Genomic DNA, 16,620 nt, shown 5'->3' with positions numbered 1-16,620 from the left:
TCAGGAGGCGTAGTGCGCTGGAATAAGGGTTGACCAGTTGGCGGCAAGCCAGGCGTTACAGGCCTCTAATGACTGCGGCGGACACTCCACCGTCCAGCCTGTCGGCAGCGCGCAGTGATGCGGCCACAGGCTAAATTGCCCCTGTGCGTTGCGCAGAATGTAAAACTGCCCTTGGGGATTATCGAAGGGGTTGCTGAATTGCATCTCTCACTCCTCGTTAAGCGCGTGTTGTTGCCCGCGGCGCAAAGACTGCCACAGCTGGATAAGCCCGGACGTCAGCCCGCCGCGCCAGCATAGCGCGTCATGCCCGCCGTCAACCTGGCGCCAGAAAATGGACGGCGTGGTCTGCCGCAGCTGCGCGAAAAGCGCCTGGTTGGCGCGAAAAATAATCGGTTCGCGCACGCCGGCTTCCAGCCAGATACGCAGCCCCTGCGGCCGAAGTTCGCCGCGCTGCAGTTGTTCAAGTATCACCCCCGGCTGGCTACTGCCGCGCTGCGGCCACCAGTACGACCCCGACTGGCTCAGGACGCAGCCAAAACGCTGCGGCCAGTGGAGCGCGGCATACATCGCCGCCAGACCGCCAAAGCTCTGCCCCGCCACCACCGTCCGGTCGGCGCGATCGCTGAATGGCGCCACGGCGTGCACCTGCGGCAGCAGTTCTTCCTGTACCGCCAGCCAGAAATCACGGTTGCAGGGCAGCTCGACGCTGCGGTGTTGATTGTCGATAACGTCGATCAGCACATAGACCGCCGGCGGTAGGCGGCCTTCCCGCGTCAGCCCCGCCAACGGCGCAAAAATCGGCATGCTTTCGGCCCAGAACTGGCCGTCAAGCAGGACCGCCAGCGGGCGATCCGTCCCACTGCCGGTGGTGTAAATCCACACTCGTCGCTGGTTACCTAATCGCTGGCTGCGCCATTCAATACAGCGCGGCGCAGGCGAAACCGGCTCGCGATAATGCCAACCCGGCTGTTCCGGCGCCTGCGGCAGTTCCAGCGCCGAGACCGCGTGGCCGCGTCCCCCCTTCCAGCTTTGCGGATTGCGGGGATCGGCAATCGCCCGCGGCAGCAGTTTGCGCCAGCCTTCGCGCAGCAGCGCGCGGTCCGGCGCTTCACCGTTAAAAAGCTGCGGGGAAAAATCGTCGTCGCGTTCGGAGGGAATAAAACAGTAGCTGCCGCGCCAGCTGGCGGGGAGCGTGGTTTGCCAGCGCCAGGCATCGGTACCGGGGATGCGCTGCAGGGTTTGCGGCGCCGCGTTGTGGTGATGATCGGTGACGCCGGTAATGTAAATCCACACCCGCCGAATCGGCGACGTGGTTTCGCTGCCGGCCGGATCGCGCCACCAGAAGGTCACCCGATATGCGTCGCCCAGCACCTCAGTCTGCGGGCCGGCGATCCCCCGCCACCAGTCGTCACTTCCCGTTATTTGCATTCCGTCAGTAACCCTATGTTTACCGTGATTTTTATCAACAAAGGTAATATTTATTGATAATATTATTGATAACTATTTGCATTTGCAATAGCGTATTAACGCGCCTATGGGTAGCGCGTCTTCTCAATACATTAAATCAAGGTCAGAGAGGGTCTTTTCAGAGCGTTTGGCTCGGTCGGCTACGGAAAGCGTTCACCTTCTACTGGCTACATTTATGCTGTCTCCCCTCCCGGTGGGAAGGGGCTTCTGGGGAAAGCGGCAAAGAAAAGCGGAACTGACTTACAATGAATAACAGGATTAAGTCCCTGGCCTTAATGGTCAATCTGGGTATCTACGGGGTGGCATTCCCGCTGTGCGCGGCAGAAGAAACCACCGACAGTAAACAAGCCGCCGGTGAAGAAACGATGGTCGTCACCGCCGAGGTGCAAAACCTGCAGGCGCCGGGCGTTTCGACCATTACCGCCGATGAAATTCGTAAACGTCCGCCGGCGCGCGACGTCTCTGAAATCATCCGTACCATGCCGGGCGTCAACCTGACCGGCAACTCCACCAGCGGCCAGCGCGGCAACAATCGCCAGATTGATATTCGCGGTATGGGCCCGGAAAACACCTTAATCCTGATTGACGGTAAGCCCGTGACCAGCCGTAACTCCATTCGTCTCGGCTGGCGCGGCGAGCGCGACACCCGCGGCGATACCAGCTGGGTACCGCCGGAAATGATCGAACGTATTGACGTTATCCGCGGCCCGGCGGCGGCGCGCTACGGCAACGGCGCGGCGGGCGGCGTGGTCAACATCATTACTAAAAAATTCGACAACCAGTGGCATGGTTCGTGGAACGCCTACATGAACATGCCGGAGCATAAAGACGAAGGCGCGACCAAGCGTACCGACTTTAGCCTCAGCGGCCCGCTGGGCGGCGATTTCAGCTTCCGCATGTACGGCAACCTCGATAAAACCCAGGCTGACGCCTGGGATATCAACCAGGGCCATCAGTCTGAACGCACCGGCATTTACGCCGATACCCTACCCGCCGGGCGTGAAGGGGTAGAAAACAAAAACATCAACGGCGTGGTGCGCTGGGATTTCGCGCCGATGCAGTCGCTGGAGTTTGAAGCCGGCTATAGCCGCCAGGGCAACCTGTATGCCGGTGATACGCAAAACACCAACAGCAACGCTCTGGTGAAAGAGAACTACGGTAAAGAGACCAACCGTCTCTATCGCAATACTTACTCCGTGACCTGGAACGGCGGCTGGGATAACGGCGTGACCACCAGTAACTGGGCGCAGTACGAACACACCCGCAACTCGCGTAAAGGCGAAGGTCTGGCGGGCGGCACCGAGGGGATCTTCAGCAGCAACCAGTTTACCGATATCGACCTGTCGGACGTGATGTTGCACAGCGAAGTTAATATTCCGTTCGACCTGTGGGTTAACCAGAACCTGACGCTGGGTACCGAATGGAACCAGCAGCGCATGAAGGACAACGCCTCCAATACTCAGGCTCTGTCTGGCGGCGAAATTCCGGGCTACGACAGCACCGGCCGCAGCCCGTATTCGAAAGCGGAAATCTTCTCCCTGTTCGCCGAGAACAACATGGAAGTGACCGATACCACCATGCTGACGCCGGCGCTGCGTTTCGATCACCACAGTATTGTCGGTAATAACTGGAGCCCGTCGCTGAACCTGTCGCAGGGTCTGGGCGACGACTTTACCCTGAAAATGGGTATCGCCCGCGCCTATAAAGCGCCGAGCCTGTATCAGACCAACCCCAACTATATTCTCTACAGTAAAGGCCAGGGCTGCTACGCCAGTAAAGAAGGCTGCTATCTGCAAGGGAATGACGACTTAAAAGCCGAGACCAGCATCAACAAAGAGATTGGCCTCGAGTTCAAACGCGACGGCTGGCTGGCGGGCGTCACCTGGTTCCGTAACGACTACCGCAACAAGATTGAAGCGGGATATGCCCCAGTTTATCGCAATACTAAAGGGACCGACCTGTACCAATGGGAAAACGTGCCGAAAGCGGTAGTTGAAGGGCTGGAAGGCACGTTGAACGTGCCGGTCAGCGAGACGGTGAACTGGACCAACAACATCACCTACATGCTGCAGAGTAAGAACAAAGAGACCGGCGATCGCCTGTCGATTATTCCGGAATACACGCTGAACTCGACGCTGAGCTGGCAGGTTTATCAGGACGTTTCTGTGCAATCGACCTTCACCTGGTACGGCAAGCAGGAACCGAAGAAGTACAACTACAAAGGCCAGCCAGTCACCGGCAGCGAGAAGAACGAGGTCAGCCCGTATAGCATTCTCGGCCTGAGCGCGACCTGGGACGTGACCAAAAACGTCAGCCTGACCGGCGGCGTGGATAACGTCTTCGACAAGCGCCACTGGCGCGCGGGTAACGCCCAAACGACCGGCGGCGACAAAGGGAGTATGTACGGCGCTGGCGCTGAAACCTATAACGAATCCGGTCGTACCTGGTATATGAGCGTCAACACCCACTTCTGATGACAACCCTTCAAAGAGCACGGACGCTCCCCTCGCCCCTTCGGGTGAGGGTTAGGAAGAGGGGTAAATCTGCTGATTAGTCAGCTCGTTATCACCCTCACCCCGGCCATCTCCCTGGGAGGGAGAGGGAAAAAAAGACCCCTCATTCACTTTTAAGCACGTTTGTCAGCAGTCTGACGCCCTCCCCATGGAGGGCGTTGTGCTTCAACCCCGTACTGACTTCTGTACTCGCGCGACAATCGACGCCGCGTCAAAACCGTGATGTTGACGCAGCCAGCCGCGATCGGCGGCCGCCGCGTATTCGCCATCCGGGATCCCCAGACGCTGTAAGGTTATCCCCGTCCCCGCTTCCGCCAGCACTTCGGCGACCAGGCTCCCCAACCCGCCGTTGACATTATGCTCTTCGACGGTAATGACTGAACGACATGACCGCAGCGCCGCCAGCAGCGCCGCGGTATCGCAGGGTCGAATCGACGGCACGCTAACCACTTTAGCCTCAATACCAAGGTCGGCAAGCTGCTGCGCCGCCTCCACCGCCTCGTGCACCGTCGAGCCGGTCGCCACCAGCGCCACCGCTTCGCCTTCGCGCAGGGTCAGCACCGCGCCGGGCACAAAACGGTACGCTTCGTCATGCAACTCCGGCAGCGCCTTGCCATCCAGACGAATATAAACCGGCCCCTGATACGCCAGGGCGTAGTCGATAATCTGCCGACATTCGCGCGGCGTGGAGGGGGCGAAAATCTGGATATTGCCGAAACCGCGCATTACCGCCAGATCGTCAATGGCATGGTGGGTACTGGCCAATGGGCCATAGCTGGCGCCGGCGTTGAGGCCAAAGAGCTTGACGTTGGTGTTGTTGTAGCAGACATCAACTTTAATCTGCTCGTTGGCGCGAGAGACAAGGAACGGCGCGGCGTTACAGGTTACCGCCACTTTACCGCCGAGCGCCAGCCCCGCGGCGGTGCCGACCATGCTCTGCTCGGCGATACCGACGTTAACCAGCCGTCCGGGGAACTGCTTAATAAAGGGAGCGATCTTGGCCGTTGAGGTGGAGTCCGCGACCACCGGCACCAGATCGACGCCCTTTTCCACCGCGGCGATAAACGCCTCGACCATCACGTTCGCCAGGTGTTCTGCATTACTCATCTTTCAGTTCCTCCAGCGCCAGTGCGATTTCCTCGCCTTTCGGCACCCGGTGGTGCCACTCCGGGCGCCCCTGGATAAAGGAGATGCCCGCGCCCTTCGTGGTGTTGGCAATAATGACGTTAGGTTTACCGTTCTGCTGTAGCCCTTCGAGAGTCGCGACCACCGAGGCCATATCGTTGCCCTCGCATTCGCTGACCTCCATGCCGAAGGCGCGCCATTTATCGGCCAGCGGATCGGTATTCATAATTTCGCGGGTTGGCCCGGCCAGCTGAAGATTGTTCTTATCATTAATAATGACCAGGTTATCGAGGCCGTAATGGGCCGCCGCCAGCGCCGCCTCCCAGTTACTGCCTTCCGCCAGTTCGCCGTCGCCGGTGATTAAAAAGATGCGGCGTGAGCTGTTGCTTTTCTTCGCGGCCAGCGCCAGCCCCACCGCAACGGGCAAACCGTGGCCCAGCGCGCCGGTGTTGAGCTCAATGCCCGGCGTTTTCTGCCGCACCGGATGGCCGGGAAGATGCGAGTTCGCATGCTGGTAGGTCTCCAGCCAATCGATCGGGAAGAAACCGGCTTCCGCCAGGACGCAGTAGTAGCAGCCCACCGCATGGCCTTTCGACTGGATATAGATATCGCGCTGCGGGTCGTCCAGGCGATCGGGCGCCGCATTGAGCACACGGAAGTAGAGCGCGGTTAACAGCTCGACCTGCGACAGGTCGGCCCCGGTGTGACCGCCAGCCGGACTATTGGCGTTTAAGCGGACAATGTGGCGGCGCACGGCGCGCGCTTTGCGCTCAAGCGTCTGGACATCAAATCTGTAGGGATTCATTTAATACCTCTGAATTTATTTTCAATATGGAATATTTATTCCGTCAGGGACTAAAAAACCAGATATCCCCATGCCGGTGGTTAGCCTTCCGCCCCAGCGCCATACTCAGGAACATTCTGCCTTCCGCTCCAGGCGAAGCCCGGATAAACTCGTTGACTCAAAACCGCCTTGAATATATATTCAATGATGATTCTTTATTCGATTATGGCCTGGCTGTTTTGTTTTTGTCCATAGCCGATTTTGATGAGTGGTAAAAATTTGACCATCATCACACTTAAGTGTGATTTTTTTTCGCGTATGATAAAAGTCACTACGATAATGGCTGCAGCTAAACGCCTGAAGAAAGGCGATAAATGATTTTCGAGGATTAATATGGCTAAGCAGGATGAACAACGGCTATTGGTGAAGATTGCCACGCTTTACTATCTGGAAGGACGAAAGCAGTCTGATATCGCCCAACTTCTCTCGCTGTCTCAGTCATTTGTCTCTCGCGCGATTACCCGCTGCCAAAAAGAGGGCGTTGTCAAAATCAGCGTCGTACAGCCATCAAATATCTTCCTCAATCTCGAAAAGGGGCTTGAGGATCGCTACGGGCTTAAACAGGCGGTGGTGGTCGATACCGAAGAAGAGGCCAGCGACCATACCATCAAGCGGGCGATTGGCTCGGCCGCCGCGCACTACCTGGAAACCCGCCTGCGGCCAAAAGATCTGATTGGCGTCTCTTCATGGAGCTCCACCATCCGCGCGATGGTCGATGAGGTTCACGCGCAAAATCTGAAGGCCAGCGGCGTCATCCAACTGCTTGGCGGCGTCGGGCCCAACGGCAACGTGCAGGCGACGATCCTCACCCAGACGCTGGCCCAGCGTCTTAACTGCGATGCCTGGCTGCTGCCGTCGCAAAGCATCGAAGGTTCCATGGAAGAGCGCAACCGCCTGCTGGCCAGCAAAGATGTCGCCGATGTGGTTTCACGCTTTGACGAGGTCGATATCGCCATTGTCGGCATTGGCATTCTCGAACCTTCCCAGTTGCTGAAAACGTCGGGTAACTATTATCACGAAGATATGCTGCAAGTGCTGGCGGCGCGGGGCGCAGTTGGCGATATCTGCCTGCACTACTACGACAAATACGGCCAGCCGGTATTACGCGAAGATGAAGATCCGGTGATCGGCATGGCGCTGGAGAAAGTCAAAAAATGTCCGAACGTGGTCGCGCTGGCCGGCGGCACCGACAAAGTCGCGGCAATTAAAGGCGCGCTTACCGGCGGCTATATCGATGTTTTAATCACCGATTACCCCACTGCCAGACTACTGGTTAGCGACTAATCCTCCGCAGTTTTATGCCTCGTCAATCCCTGAGGCTGTTTTTTCAGCAACAGGGATTGCAAAATAACTCATTTTAATTCAATAAATTAAACCGCTCCCCTCCCCGCCTTCGTGTCATATTCCCAATCTGCGAAATGTGATTGCCAGCACAATTGATGATTTTTCAGGTAGCCCATCACCGGGTTTGTGGCTTAAGGTATCAAATAAATAATCACTATCGAATATATATTCAGTGATTAAAGAAACGATAACGATATGTCACATCATGGCCTGCATAGACGCATGCAATGGCCGGAGACCATCTCTGTTTCCGCCGTTCCAGGACAATGGGTGACCGAGGAGAGCATCATATGCAGGCGACAGCCAAAGAGTTCATCATTGCGCTGGATGAAGGCACCACCAACGCGAAAGCCGTGGTGCTGGACGGCAAAGGCAAGGTTAGCGTCAAGTTCTCGCAGCCGCTGGCGATCCAAACCCCGCGCGAAGGTTGGGTGGAACAATCCGGCGAGGCGCTGATGGCGGCCTCACTGGCGGTGATCGCCAAAGCGGTGGCGCACGTCGGTGCGGAAAACGTCGCGGCGCTGGCTATCAGTAATCAACGCGAAACCGCCATCGGCTGGTATCGCGCCAGCGGCGAACCGATCAACGCCGCCATCACATGGCAATGTACCCGCAGCGCCACCTTCTGCGACACGCTGCGTCGCGATCGTCAGGAGCAGCGCATTAAGCACGCCACCGGCCTGCCGATTGCACCGCTGTTTTCCGCCTCCAAAATGCGCTGGCTGCTGGATGCCACTTCCGATGGTTATCAGCTTGCCGCGCGCGGCGAGATTTGCCTCGGCACTATCGACAGCTGGCTGCTGTGGAATTTAACCGGCGGACAATCTTTCTTCTGCGATTACTCCAACGCTGCCCGCACCCAATTGCTGAATCTGCACCGCGGCGAGTGGGATGACGAGATGCTCACGCTGTTTGGTATTCCGCGCGCGGCGCTGCCGGAGATTAAACCGTCGAGCGGGCTGTTCGGCTACACCAAAGGGCTGGCGGCGATCCCCGACGGTATCCCGGTGATGGCGATGATTGGCGACTCCCACGCCGCGCTATTCGGCCACGCCCTTGGCGAAGCTGGCTGTGTGAAAGCCACCTACGGTACCGGCTCCTCGGTGATGGCGCCGGTCCAATCAGCCCAGTGCGATATTGCCGCCCTGGCGACCACCGTCGCCTGGCACGATGGCGACCAGCTGGTGTGGGGACTGGAAGGCAACATCCCCCATACCGGCGATGCGGTAGCATGGATGGCGGACAGCACCGGACTGAGCGAACTCTCCGCAGCCGACCTGGCCCATGAGCTGAATACCCTGCCCGCCTCCGTCGATTCGACTTTAGGGGTCTACTTCGTACCGGCGCTGACCGGGCTCGGCGCCCCCTGGTGGGACGACAGCGCCCGCGGGGTAATCTGCGGCCTTAGCCGCGGGGTCAAGCGCGCGCACCTGATCCGCGCGGCGCTGGAATCCATTACCTATCAAATCGCCGACGTGGTGGCGGCGATGCGCCAGCACGCTGAATTCACCCTGACGGCATTAATGGTCGACGGCGGTCCAACCAACAACGACTGGCTGATGCAATACCAGGCCGACCTGCTCGGCTGCCCGGTGATGCGCAGCGATATCCCGGAACTGTCCGCCATCGGCGCGGCGCTGCTGGCGCGAAAAGCCCTCACTCCCGGTGAAACCGCTGACCTGCAAGCCTTCTTAACCGAACACAGCGCTTTTCAACCCGACATGGCCCGCCACCAGCGCCTACAGCAGCGCTGGCAGGAGTGGCGCCATGCGGTAAACAGAACATTATGGAAACCGGATTCGCCGGCCTGATGCCCATCGGCGTCAGATTGGGCGACGAACCTTATTAACCCACTACAGGAGAACCCCGGCCCATAACGATGTATCGCAACCCCCGAATTTATTCTGGGGAAATTTCAGACCGTAAACCCTGCCCGCTCAGGGATCATTTGTTCGAATATAAAAATACAGGAACAGAGTCATGAAATTACGTTTAACTCTTTTAACCGCTGCGACCCTGACCGCCTTTTCCTTTGCCGCGCATAGCGCCGAAAAAGGCACCATTATGATAATGGTTAACTCGCTGGATAACCCTTATTACGCCTCGGAAGCCAAAGGCGCCAGCGAAAAAGCGCAAGCCCTCGGCTATAAAACGACCGTGCTTTCGCATGGCGAAGATGTCAAAAAGCAAAATGAGCTGATTGATACCGCCATTGGTAAAAAGGTGCAGGGAATTATTCTCGATAATGCCGACTCCACCGCCAGCGTCGCCGCCATTGAAAAAGCCAAAAAAGCGGGTATTCCGGTGGTCTTAATTAACCGTGAAATTCCGGTTGATGATGTCGCGCTGGAACAAATTACCCACAATAACTTCCAGGCCGGTTCAGAAGTCGCCAACGTATTTGTTGAGAAAATGGCGGAAAAAGGCAAATACGCCGAACTGACCTGCAACCTCGCCGATAATAACTGCGTCACCCGTTCTAAATCCTTCCACCAGGTGATTGACCAGTACCCGGATATGGTCAGCGTGGCAAAACAGGATGCCAAAGGCACCCTGATCGACGGCAAACGCATTATGGATAGCATTCTGCAGGCTCACCCGGATGTCAAAGGGGTGATCTGCGGTAACGGCCCGGTGGCTCTTGGCGCCATCGCGGCGCTGAAAGCGGCCAATCGTAACGATGTGATTGTCGTCGGCATCGACGGTAGCAACGACGAACGCGATGCGGTGAAGGCAGGCACGCTACAGGCGACCGTGATGCTCCAGGCGCAGGCCATCGCCGCCCAGGGCGTTACCGATCTCGATAACTACCTGCAAAAAGGCGAAAAGCCGGCGAAGCAGCGCGTGATGTTCCGCGGCATTCTGATTACCCAGGATAACGCAGATAAAGTTCAGGACTTCAATATCAAGTCCTGAGTTCGGGTGGTTGCGCCCCTGCGGGGGCGCAGAGGAGAGCATTATGTATAAGAAAACCTGTCTGGCGCTGGCCGTTCTGGCGCTTGGCGGCTGCCGCATCGTCTCGCAGCAGGAGCTGGCAGACCTGAAATCCCCGCCCAATCCGCATATGGCGAACATCGATAAAACCTGGCAGCAGAGCATCGTGCCGCAGGTGGTCGCCAACGCCCGCCCGGCGGCGGAGTTGATGAGCGCGCTGAAGGCGCAAAAAGATATCGATAGCGCCTGCAAAGCGCTGGGCTACCGCGCCCAGGACGAAAACCCGTGCATCTTTTACGTCAAGGTGGCGGGCGCCGTCAGCAAGCTGGATAGCGCCTCGCGCAGCGGCAAGATGACCCTCGCCGATGGCAGCATCGGTAATGTGCTGGTGCAGATTGGCCCTACTCTGCGCGGCACCCTGCTGCGCGACGGTTACCGCGGCGCCAGCTACCAGGACTTTAACGACCAGGTGCTGTTTGGCGAATACAGCAAAAATATTAATAGTCAGGCGGTCAAAATGATTCAGGCGGCCAACCTGAAAACCGGCGACAACGTAGAAGTGTATGGCGTCTTCTCAGCCTGGGATATTCCACAAACTATTCCGGAAATCACCCCGGCGAAAATCGTTCATCCGGGGGGACAATAATATGACGCCGCAAGATATCGTCGCTCCCCAACCAGTCGAATCTGAAGTGATTATCGAAACCCGCGGCCTTTCGCGCATTTATCCCGGCGTGACCGCGCTGGATAACGTGAATTACCGGGTCTATCGAAATAAGGTTAACGTTCTGATCGGAGAAAATGGTGCGGGTAAATCCACCATGATGAAAATGCTTGCCGGCGTGGAAACGCCCTCCTCCGGTCAAATTATTCTCGATGGCGAAGCGGTGACTTTAAACTCTACCCACCAGGCAGAGAAATTAGGCATCAGTATTATTTTTCAGGAACTAAATTTATTCCCCAATATGAATGTGATGGACAACATATTCATGGCTAATGAATTCTTTCAGAAAGGACGCATCAACGAAAAATATCAATATGCGTTAGCCAAATCGCTACTGGAGCGGCTGGAGCTCGACGTCGATCCCTACACGCAGCTGGGCGAACTGGGGATTGGTCATCAGCAGCTGGTTGAAATCGCCCGCGCGCTATCGAAAGACACCCGCGTGCTGATTATGGATGAACCCACCTCGGCGCTGAGCCAGTCAGAAGTCAAAGTGCTGTTTAAGGTTATCGAGCAGCTTAAGCGCCGCGGCGTCACCATTATCTACATTTCGCATCGCCTCGAAGAGCTGATGGAGATTGGCGACAACATCACCATTTTCCGCGACGGCCGCTTTATCAGCGAGCGTAACGTCAGCGACGCCAGCGTGCCGTGGATCATCGAGCAGATGGTCGGAGACAAGAAAAAGCACTTTGATTATCAGCCCGCGCCAAAAGGAAACGCGGTGCTTGAGGTCAAGGGGCTGACCGCGCTGCATCCGAGCGGCGGCTACAAACTCAATGATGTCACCTTCACCCTCAGCAAGGGCGAAGTGATCGGTATTTACGGCCTGCTGGGCGCCGGGCGCACCGAGCTGTTTAAAGGGCTGGTCGGCCTGATGCCCTGCCAGAGCGGCGAGGTACATCTTAACGGCGAAAGCATCGGTAAATCTCGCTTTCAACATCGCCTGAAAAAGGGGCTGGCGCTGGTGCCGGAAGACCGTCAGGGCGAAGGCGTGGTGCAGATGATGTCGATTCAATCCAACATGACGCTCTCTGATTTTAGCCTGCAGGGTTTCCGCCGCGCCTGGCGCTGGCTGAATCCGCAGAAAGAGGAGTTCTGCGTAAAAGAGATGATTCAGCAACTGGCGATCAAAGTAAGCGACGCCAATTTACCCATCACCTCGCTGAGCGGCGGCAATCAACAAAAAGTGGTGCTGGGTAAGGCGCTGATGACCCAGCCGCAGGTGGTGTTCCTTGATGAACCGACGCGCGGCATCGACGTCGGCGCGAAAACCGACGTCTATCACCTGATCGGCAAAATGGCCCAGCAGGGGCTGGCGGTCATGTTCTCCTCTTCGGAGCTGGATGAAGTGATGGCGCTGGCCGACCGCATCCTGGTGATGGCCGATGGCCGCATTACCGCCGATTTACCGCGCCATGCGGTGACCCGCGAAAAGTTAATCGCGGCTTCAACACCTCAAGATTAATCAGGCTGGAATCCATCATGAACCAGAAATATATGATTTATATGTACCTGCTGAAGGCCAGAACCTTCATCGCCCTGCTGCTGGTGATCGCATTCTTCAGCGTGATGGTACCGAACTTCCTGACCGCCTCTAACCTGCTGATCATGACCCAGCACGTGGCGATTACCGGCCTGTTGGCCATCGGTATGACGCTGGTGATCCTCACCGGCGGCATTGACCTGTCCGTCGGCGCGGTGGCAGGTATCTGCGGGATGGTCGCGGGCGCGCTGCTGACCAACGGGCTACCGCTATGGAACGGCGATATCATCTTCTTTAACGTCCCGGAGGTCATCCTTTGCGTCGCGGTCTTCGGCGTGCTGGTAGGGCTGGTTAACGGCGCGGTGATTACCCGCTTCGGCGTCGCGCCGTTTATCTGCACCTTAGGGATGATGTACGTCGCCCGCGGCTCCGCCCTGCTGTTTAACAACGGCAGCACCTACCCGAACCTCAACGGCATGGAAGCGCTGGGCAATACCGGTTTCGCCACGCTGGGCTCCGGTACGCTGCTTGGCGTTTATCTGCCGATCTGGTTGATGATCGGCTTCCTGGTACTGGGCTACTGGCTGACGACCAAAACGCCGCTTGGTCGCTACATCTACGCTATCGGCGGCAACGAATCCGCCGCTCGCCTCGCCGGCGTACCGATCGTCAAAGCCAAAATTTTCGTCTACGCCTTCTCCGGCCTGTGCGCCGCCTTCGTCGGCTTGATCGTCGCCTCTCAGCTACAAACCGCCCACCCGATGACCGGCAACATGTTTGAGATGGACGCCATCGGCGCCACCGTGCTCGGCGGAACCGCGCTGGCAGGAGGCCGCGGTCGGGTGACCGGCTCGATTATCGGCGCCTTCGTGATCGTCTTCCTCGCCGACGGCATGGTGATGATGGGAGTTAGCGACTTCTGGCAGATGGTCATTAAGGGCCTGGTGATCGTCACCGCCGTTGTCGTCGACCAGTTCCAGCAGAAGCTGCAGAACAAAGTCATTCTGATGCGCCGCCACGAAGAGAAGCTGGCCGCGATCCCGCCGAACGGCGCCACCTCCAGCTAATCGCAACCGTATTCACGTATTCCGCCGGGCCCGGCGCCCGGCTTATCGAAAGGGAAAAAATATGCAACGAGATTTCCATAATAAAACGGTAGTTATCACCGGCGCTTGCCGCGGCATCGGCGCAGGTATTGCGGAGCGCTTTGCCCGCGACGGCGCTAATCTGGTGATGGTCTCCAACGCCGAGCGCGTTCACGAGACCGCCGAAACCCTGCGTCAGCGCTATCAGGCGGATATTTTATCGCTGCAGGTCGATGTGACCGACGAAGCGCAGGTACAGTCGCTGTATGAGCAGGCCGCCGCGCGCTTCGGCGCCATTGACGTCTCCATTCAGAACGCCGGGGTGATCACCATCGATTACTACGATCGGATGCCAAAGGCCGATTTTGAAAAAGTGCTCGCGGTTAACACCACCGGCGTGTGGCTGTGCTGCCGCGAGGCCGCTAAATATATGGTGAAACAGAACCACGGCAGCCTGATTAATACCTCTTCCGGCCAGGGGCGTCAGGGCTTTATCTACACGCCGCACTACGCCGCCAGCAAAATGGGCGTGATCGGTATTACCCAAAGCCTGGCGCACGAACTGGCGCCGTGGAACATCACCGTCAACGCCTTCTGCCCCGGCATCATTGAGAGTGAAATGTGGGATTACAACGATCGCGTGTGGGGAGAAATTCTCAGCACCGAGCAGAAGCGCTACGGCAAGGGCGAACTGATGGCGGAATGGGTCGAAGGGATCCCGATGAAGCGTGCCGGTAAGCCGGAAGACGTGGCCGGGCTGGTGGCCTTCCTCGCCTCCGACGACGCACGCTACCTCACCGGGCAGACCATTAATATCGATGGCGGTTTAATTATGTCGTAATCCCCCGAGGTTAGCGGGCCCTATCGCCCGAATAAGGCATCCCGCATTGGCGCCACCACTCCGGGAAGGCCCCCGGTGGCGCTTTGCTTACCGGGGCTACGTAATACCGCCGAAGGGTAGCCCGGATAAGGCGCTACGCGCCGCCATCCGGGAAACCGGGACCCCGACGTTCGACACTATACTGAAGAGAGTAATCACTATGATCGGCAAAGACTTTGCACAGCAGCTGTTTAACCTGCAGGAGCGCGTCGCTTTCGTGACCGGCGCCGGCAGCGGCATCGGCCAAACCATCGCCTGCGCGCTCGCCAGCGCCGGCGCGCGAGTGGTCTGTTTTGATCTTCGCGACGACGGCGGGCTGGCGGAAACGGTCGGCCATATTGAATCCATCGGCGGCCAGGCCTGTTCTTATACCGGCGATGTCCGCCAGCTTGCCGACCTGCGCGCCGCCGTTGCGCTGGCCAAAAGCCGCTTTGGCCGCCTCGATATCGCCGTTAACGCCGCCGGTATCGCCAACGCCAATCCGGCCCTGGAGATGGAAAGCGAGCAGTGGCAGCGGGTTATCGACATCAACCTCACCGGCGTATGGAACTCCTGCAAAGCAGAAGCGGAATTGATGCTCGAGTCTGGCGGCGGGTCGATTATTAATATCGCCTCGATGTCGGGGATTATCGTTAACCGTGGCCTCGATCAGGCGCATTACAACTGTTCGAAAGCCGGCGTTATCCACCTGTCGAAAAGCCTGGCCATGGAGTGGGTTGATAAAGGGATCCGCGTCAACGCCATCAGCCCCGGCTATACCGCCACGCCGATGAATACCCGCCCGGAGATGGTGCATCAGACCCGCGAGTTTGAAAGCCAGACCCCGATGCAGCGCATGGCGAAGGTTGAAGAGATGGCCGGCCCGGCGCTATTCCTCGCCAGCGACGCCGCCTCATTCTGCACCGGCGTCGATCTGGTGGTCGATGGCGGGTTTATCTGCTGGTAAAACCGGTCTTGCCCCGGCTAACGATGCCTAAGCCGGGGCTATTTCATTCCACTCTTGCACGTCTACGCAGAGCACATGACGGCTCATGAAGATGGCTCATGCCGTATTGAAATTAACTCTCTTTCACTCACTCAATGACTCTGGCAAAAATAGTCTTCAGCAACTGCAGACAATATGAATGCTACTGAATAATAAATCCAGATAAATCGCAAGGTCATTCTGGGAATGTGAAATACCTGCATTTTTATATCAGAACCCAGGGTGGAAAGAGACGATGACAGACTTTACCTTTACGATTAAACGCAGTCGTTTTGATGAACACTATAACCCGGCGAAAAATACGCGTATTACCACCAATTTTGCCAACCTGGCGCGGGGCGAAAACCGTCAGCAGAACCTGCGCAACACGCTGACGATGATTGATAATCGCTTTAATAACCTGGTGCAGTGGGATAATCCGCACGGCGACCGTTATTCCGTCGAACTCGATATTATCTCAGTCGAGATGAATATTACCGCTAACGGCCAGAATGCGGCATTCCCGGTGATTGAGATTCTGCAAACCAATATTATCGATAAAGCCACCAATACGCGTAGCGAAGGCATTGTAGGAAATAACTTTTCCTCTTATGTGCGCGATTATGATTTTAGCGTATTACTGCCGGAATATAATAAAGACAAGGCAACCTTCAGCGTGCCGGAAGATTATGGCGTTCTGCATGGCAATATCTTCAAGCACTTCACGCACTCTGCCGAATACCATGAATGTTTTAAAAAATCGCCGGTCATCTGCCTGAGCGTATCCAATAAGCATACTTACCGCCGGACCGGTAATCAGCACCCTATTCTCGGCGTCGAATACCAGCAGGATGGCGTGGCCCTCACCGAAGCCTATTTCAATAAGATGGGCCTGCAGGTGCGTTACTTTATGCCGGCCAATAGCGTAGCGCCGCTGGCCTTCTTCTGCGCGGGGGATCTGCTTAGCGATTACAGCAACCTTGAGCTTGCTAGTACCATTAGCACCATGGAAACGTTCCAGAAGATTTATCGCCCGGAAATTTACAACGCCAACTCCGCGGCCGGGCAGTGCTATCAGCCGAACCTGAATAATCAGGATCATTCGTTTACCCGGATTGTCTATGACCGCGAAGAGCGCAGCCGCCTGGCGATTGAACAGGGCAAATTTACCGAACAACAGTTTATTAAGCCGTACCAGCATATTCTTGAGCAATGGTCAGCTCATTACGCTCTCTAAATCATAAAATAAAGGTC

Annotated in this window: 14 protein-coding genes; 10 read left to right on the top strand and 4 right to left on the bottom strand. The window is 57.1% G+C overall.

Features of this window, described 5'->3' with window-relative positions; all coding sequences use genetic code 11:
* The gene (locus tag PGR09_RS01880; protein WP_045392859.1) at positions 1-204 is read right to left on the bottom strand and encodes an MbtH family protein; all 204 of its coding nucleotides are present in this window, start codon (positions 202-204) and stop codon (positions 1-3) included.
* 3 nt (positions 205-207) lie between these two features.
* A complete protein-coding gene (gene fes / locus PGR09_RS01875) occupies positions 208-1,476 on the bottom strand; it encodes an enterochelin esterase (RefSeq protein ID WP_430915837.1) in 1,269 nt (422 codons plus the stop codon).
* Positions 1,477-1,712: 236 nt separating this feature from the next.
* Here fes and fepA point away from each other — a divergent pair, with 236 nt between their 5' ends.
* Positions 1,713-3,941 (top strand): siderophore enterobactin receptor FepA, encoded by a 2,229-nt coding sequence (gene fepA / locus PGR09_RS01870; protein ID WP_289577301.1) that lies wholly within the window; start codon positions 1,713-1,715, stop codon positions 3,939-3,941.
* A 204-nt stretch (positions 3,942-4,145) separates the two neighbouring features.
* On the opposite strand, the gene PGR09_RS01865 is transcribed toward fepA, so the two are convergent.
* Both PGR09_RS01865 and PGR09_RS01860 read right to left on the bottom strand, forming a co-directional pair.
* Complete coding sequence (locus PGR09_RS01865; RefSeq protein ID WP_047068226.1) at positions 4,146-5,087, bottom strand: transketolase family protein; 942 nt, start codon at positions 5,085-5,087, stop codon at positions 4,146-4,148.
* Positions 5,080-5,910 (bottom strand): transketolase, encoded by an 831-nt coding sequence (locus PGR09_RS01860; RefSeq protein ID WP_047049382.1) that lies wholly within the window; start codon positions 5,908-5,910, stop codon positions 5,080-5,082. The genes PGR09_RS01865 and PGR09_RS01860 overlap by 8 nt, the downstream gene beginning before the upstream one ends.
* Before the next feature lie 372 nt (positions 5,911-6,282).
* Between PGR09_RS01860 and PGR09_RS01855 the strand changes: the two genes are divergently transcribed.
* The 9 genes from PGR09_RS01855 (at position 6,283) to PGR09_RS01815 (ending at position 16,603) form a co-directional block, all read left to right on the top strand.
* On the top strand, positions 6,283-7,233 hold the full coding sequence (locus PGR09_RS01855) for a sugar-binding transcriptional regulator (RefSeq protein ID WP_015367784.1): 951 nt from the start codon (positions 6,283-6,285) through the stop codon (positions 7,231-7,233).
* A 350-nt stretch (positions 7,234-7,583) separates the two neighbouring features.
* Positions 7,584-9,104 (top strand): FGGY family carbohydrate kinase, encoded by a 1,521-nt coding sequence (locus PGR09_RS01850; protein ID WP_430915756.1) that lies wholly within the window; start codon positions 7,584-7,586, stop codon positions 9,102-9,104.
* 169 nt (positions 9,105-9,273) lie between these two features.
* On the top strand, positions 9,274-10,209 hold the full coding sequence (locus PGR09_RS01845; protein ID WP_015367786.1) for a D-ribose ABC transporter substrate-binding protein: 936 nt from the start codon (positions 9,274-9,276) through the stop codon (positions 10,207-10,209).
* Positions 10,210-10,252: 43 nt separating this feature from the next.
* Positions 10,253-10,873 carry a DUF2291 family protein gene (locus PGR09_RS01840; RefSeq protein WP_063414694.1) on the top strand — a complete coding sequence of 207 codons (621 nt, stop codon included), beginning with the start codon at positions 10,253-10,255 and terminating at the stop codon, positions 10,871-10,873.
* 1 nt (position 10,874) lies between these two features.
* Positions 10,875-12,419: a sugar ABC transporter ATP-binding protein gene (locus PGR09_RS01835; RefSeq protein ID WP_045392839.1), complete on the top strand. Its 1,545-nt coding sequence runs from the start codon at positions 10,875-10,877 to the stop codon at positions 12,417-12,419.
* Between the two features lie 17 nt (positions 12,420-12,436).
* Positions 12,437-13,504 carry an ABC transporter permease gene (locus PGR09_RS01830; RefSeq protein WP_015367789.1) on the top strand — a complete coding sequence of 356 codons (1,068 nt, stop codon included), beginning with the start codon at positions 12,437-12,439 and terminating at the stop codon, positions 13,502-13,504.
* 61 nt (positions 13,505-13,565) lie between these two features.
* Positions 13,566-14,363 (top strand): SDR family oxidoreductase, encoded by a 798-nt coding sequence (locus PGR09_RS01825; protein WP_020079384.1) that lies wholly within the window; start codon positions 13,566-13,568, stop codon positions 14,361-14,363.
* A gap of 199 nt (positions 14,364-14,562) precedes the next feature.
* Positions 14,563-15,348 carry an SDR family oxidoreductase gene (locus PGR09_RS01820; RefSeq protein WP_047049390.1) on the top strand — a complete coding sequence of 262 codons (786 nt, stop codon included), beginning with the start codon at positions 14,563-14,565 and terminating at the stop codon, positions 15,346-15,348.
* Positions 15,349-15,622: 274 nt separating this feature from the next.
* A complete protein-coding gene (locus PGR09_RS01815) occupies positions 15,623-16,603 on the top strand; it encodes a DUF1852 domain-containing protein (RefSeq protein ID WP_047049391.1) in 981 nt (326 codons plus the stop codon).
* Positions 16,604-16,620: the final 17 nt, after the last annotated feature.

The organism is Klebsiella sp. 141251 (assembly GCF_050600725.1).
Classification (GTDB): Bacteria; Pseudomonadota; Gammaproteobacteria; order Enterobacterales; family Enterobacteriaceae; genus Klebsiella; species Klebsiella aerogenes.
This window is presented reverse-complemented; position numbering and strand designations above follow the sequence as displayed.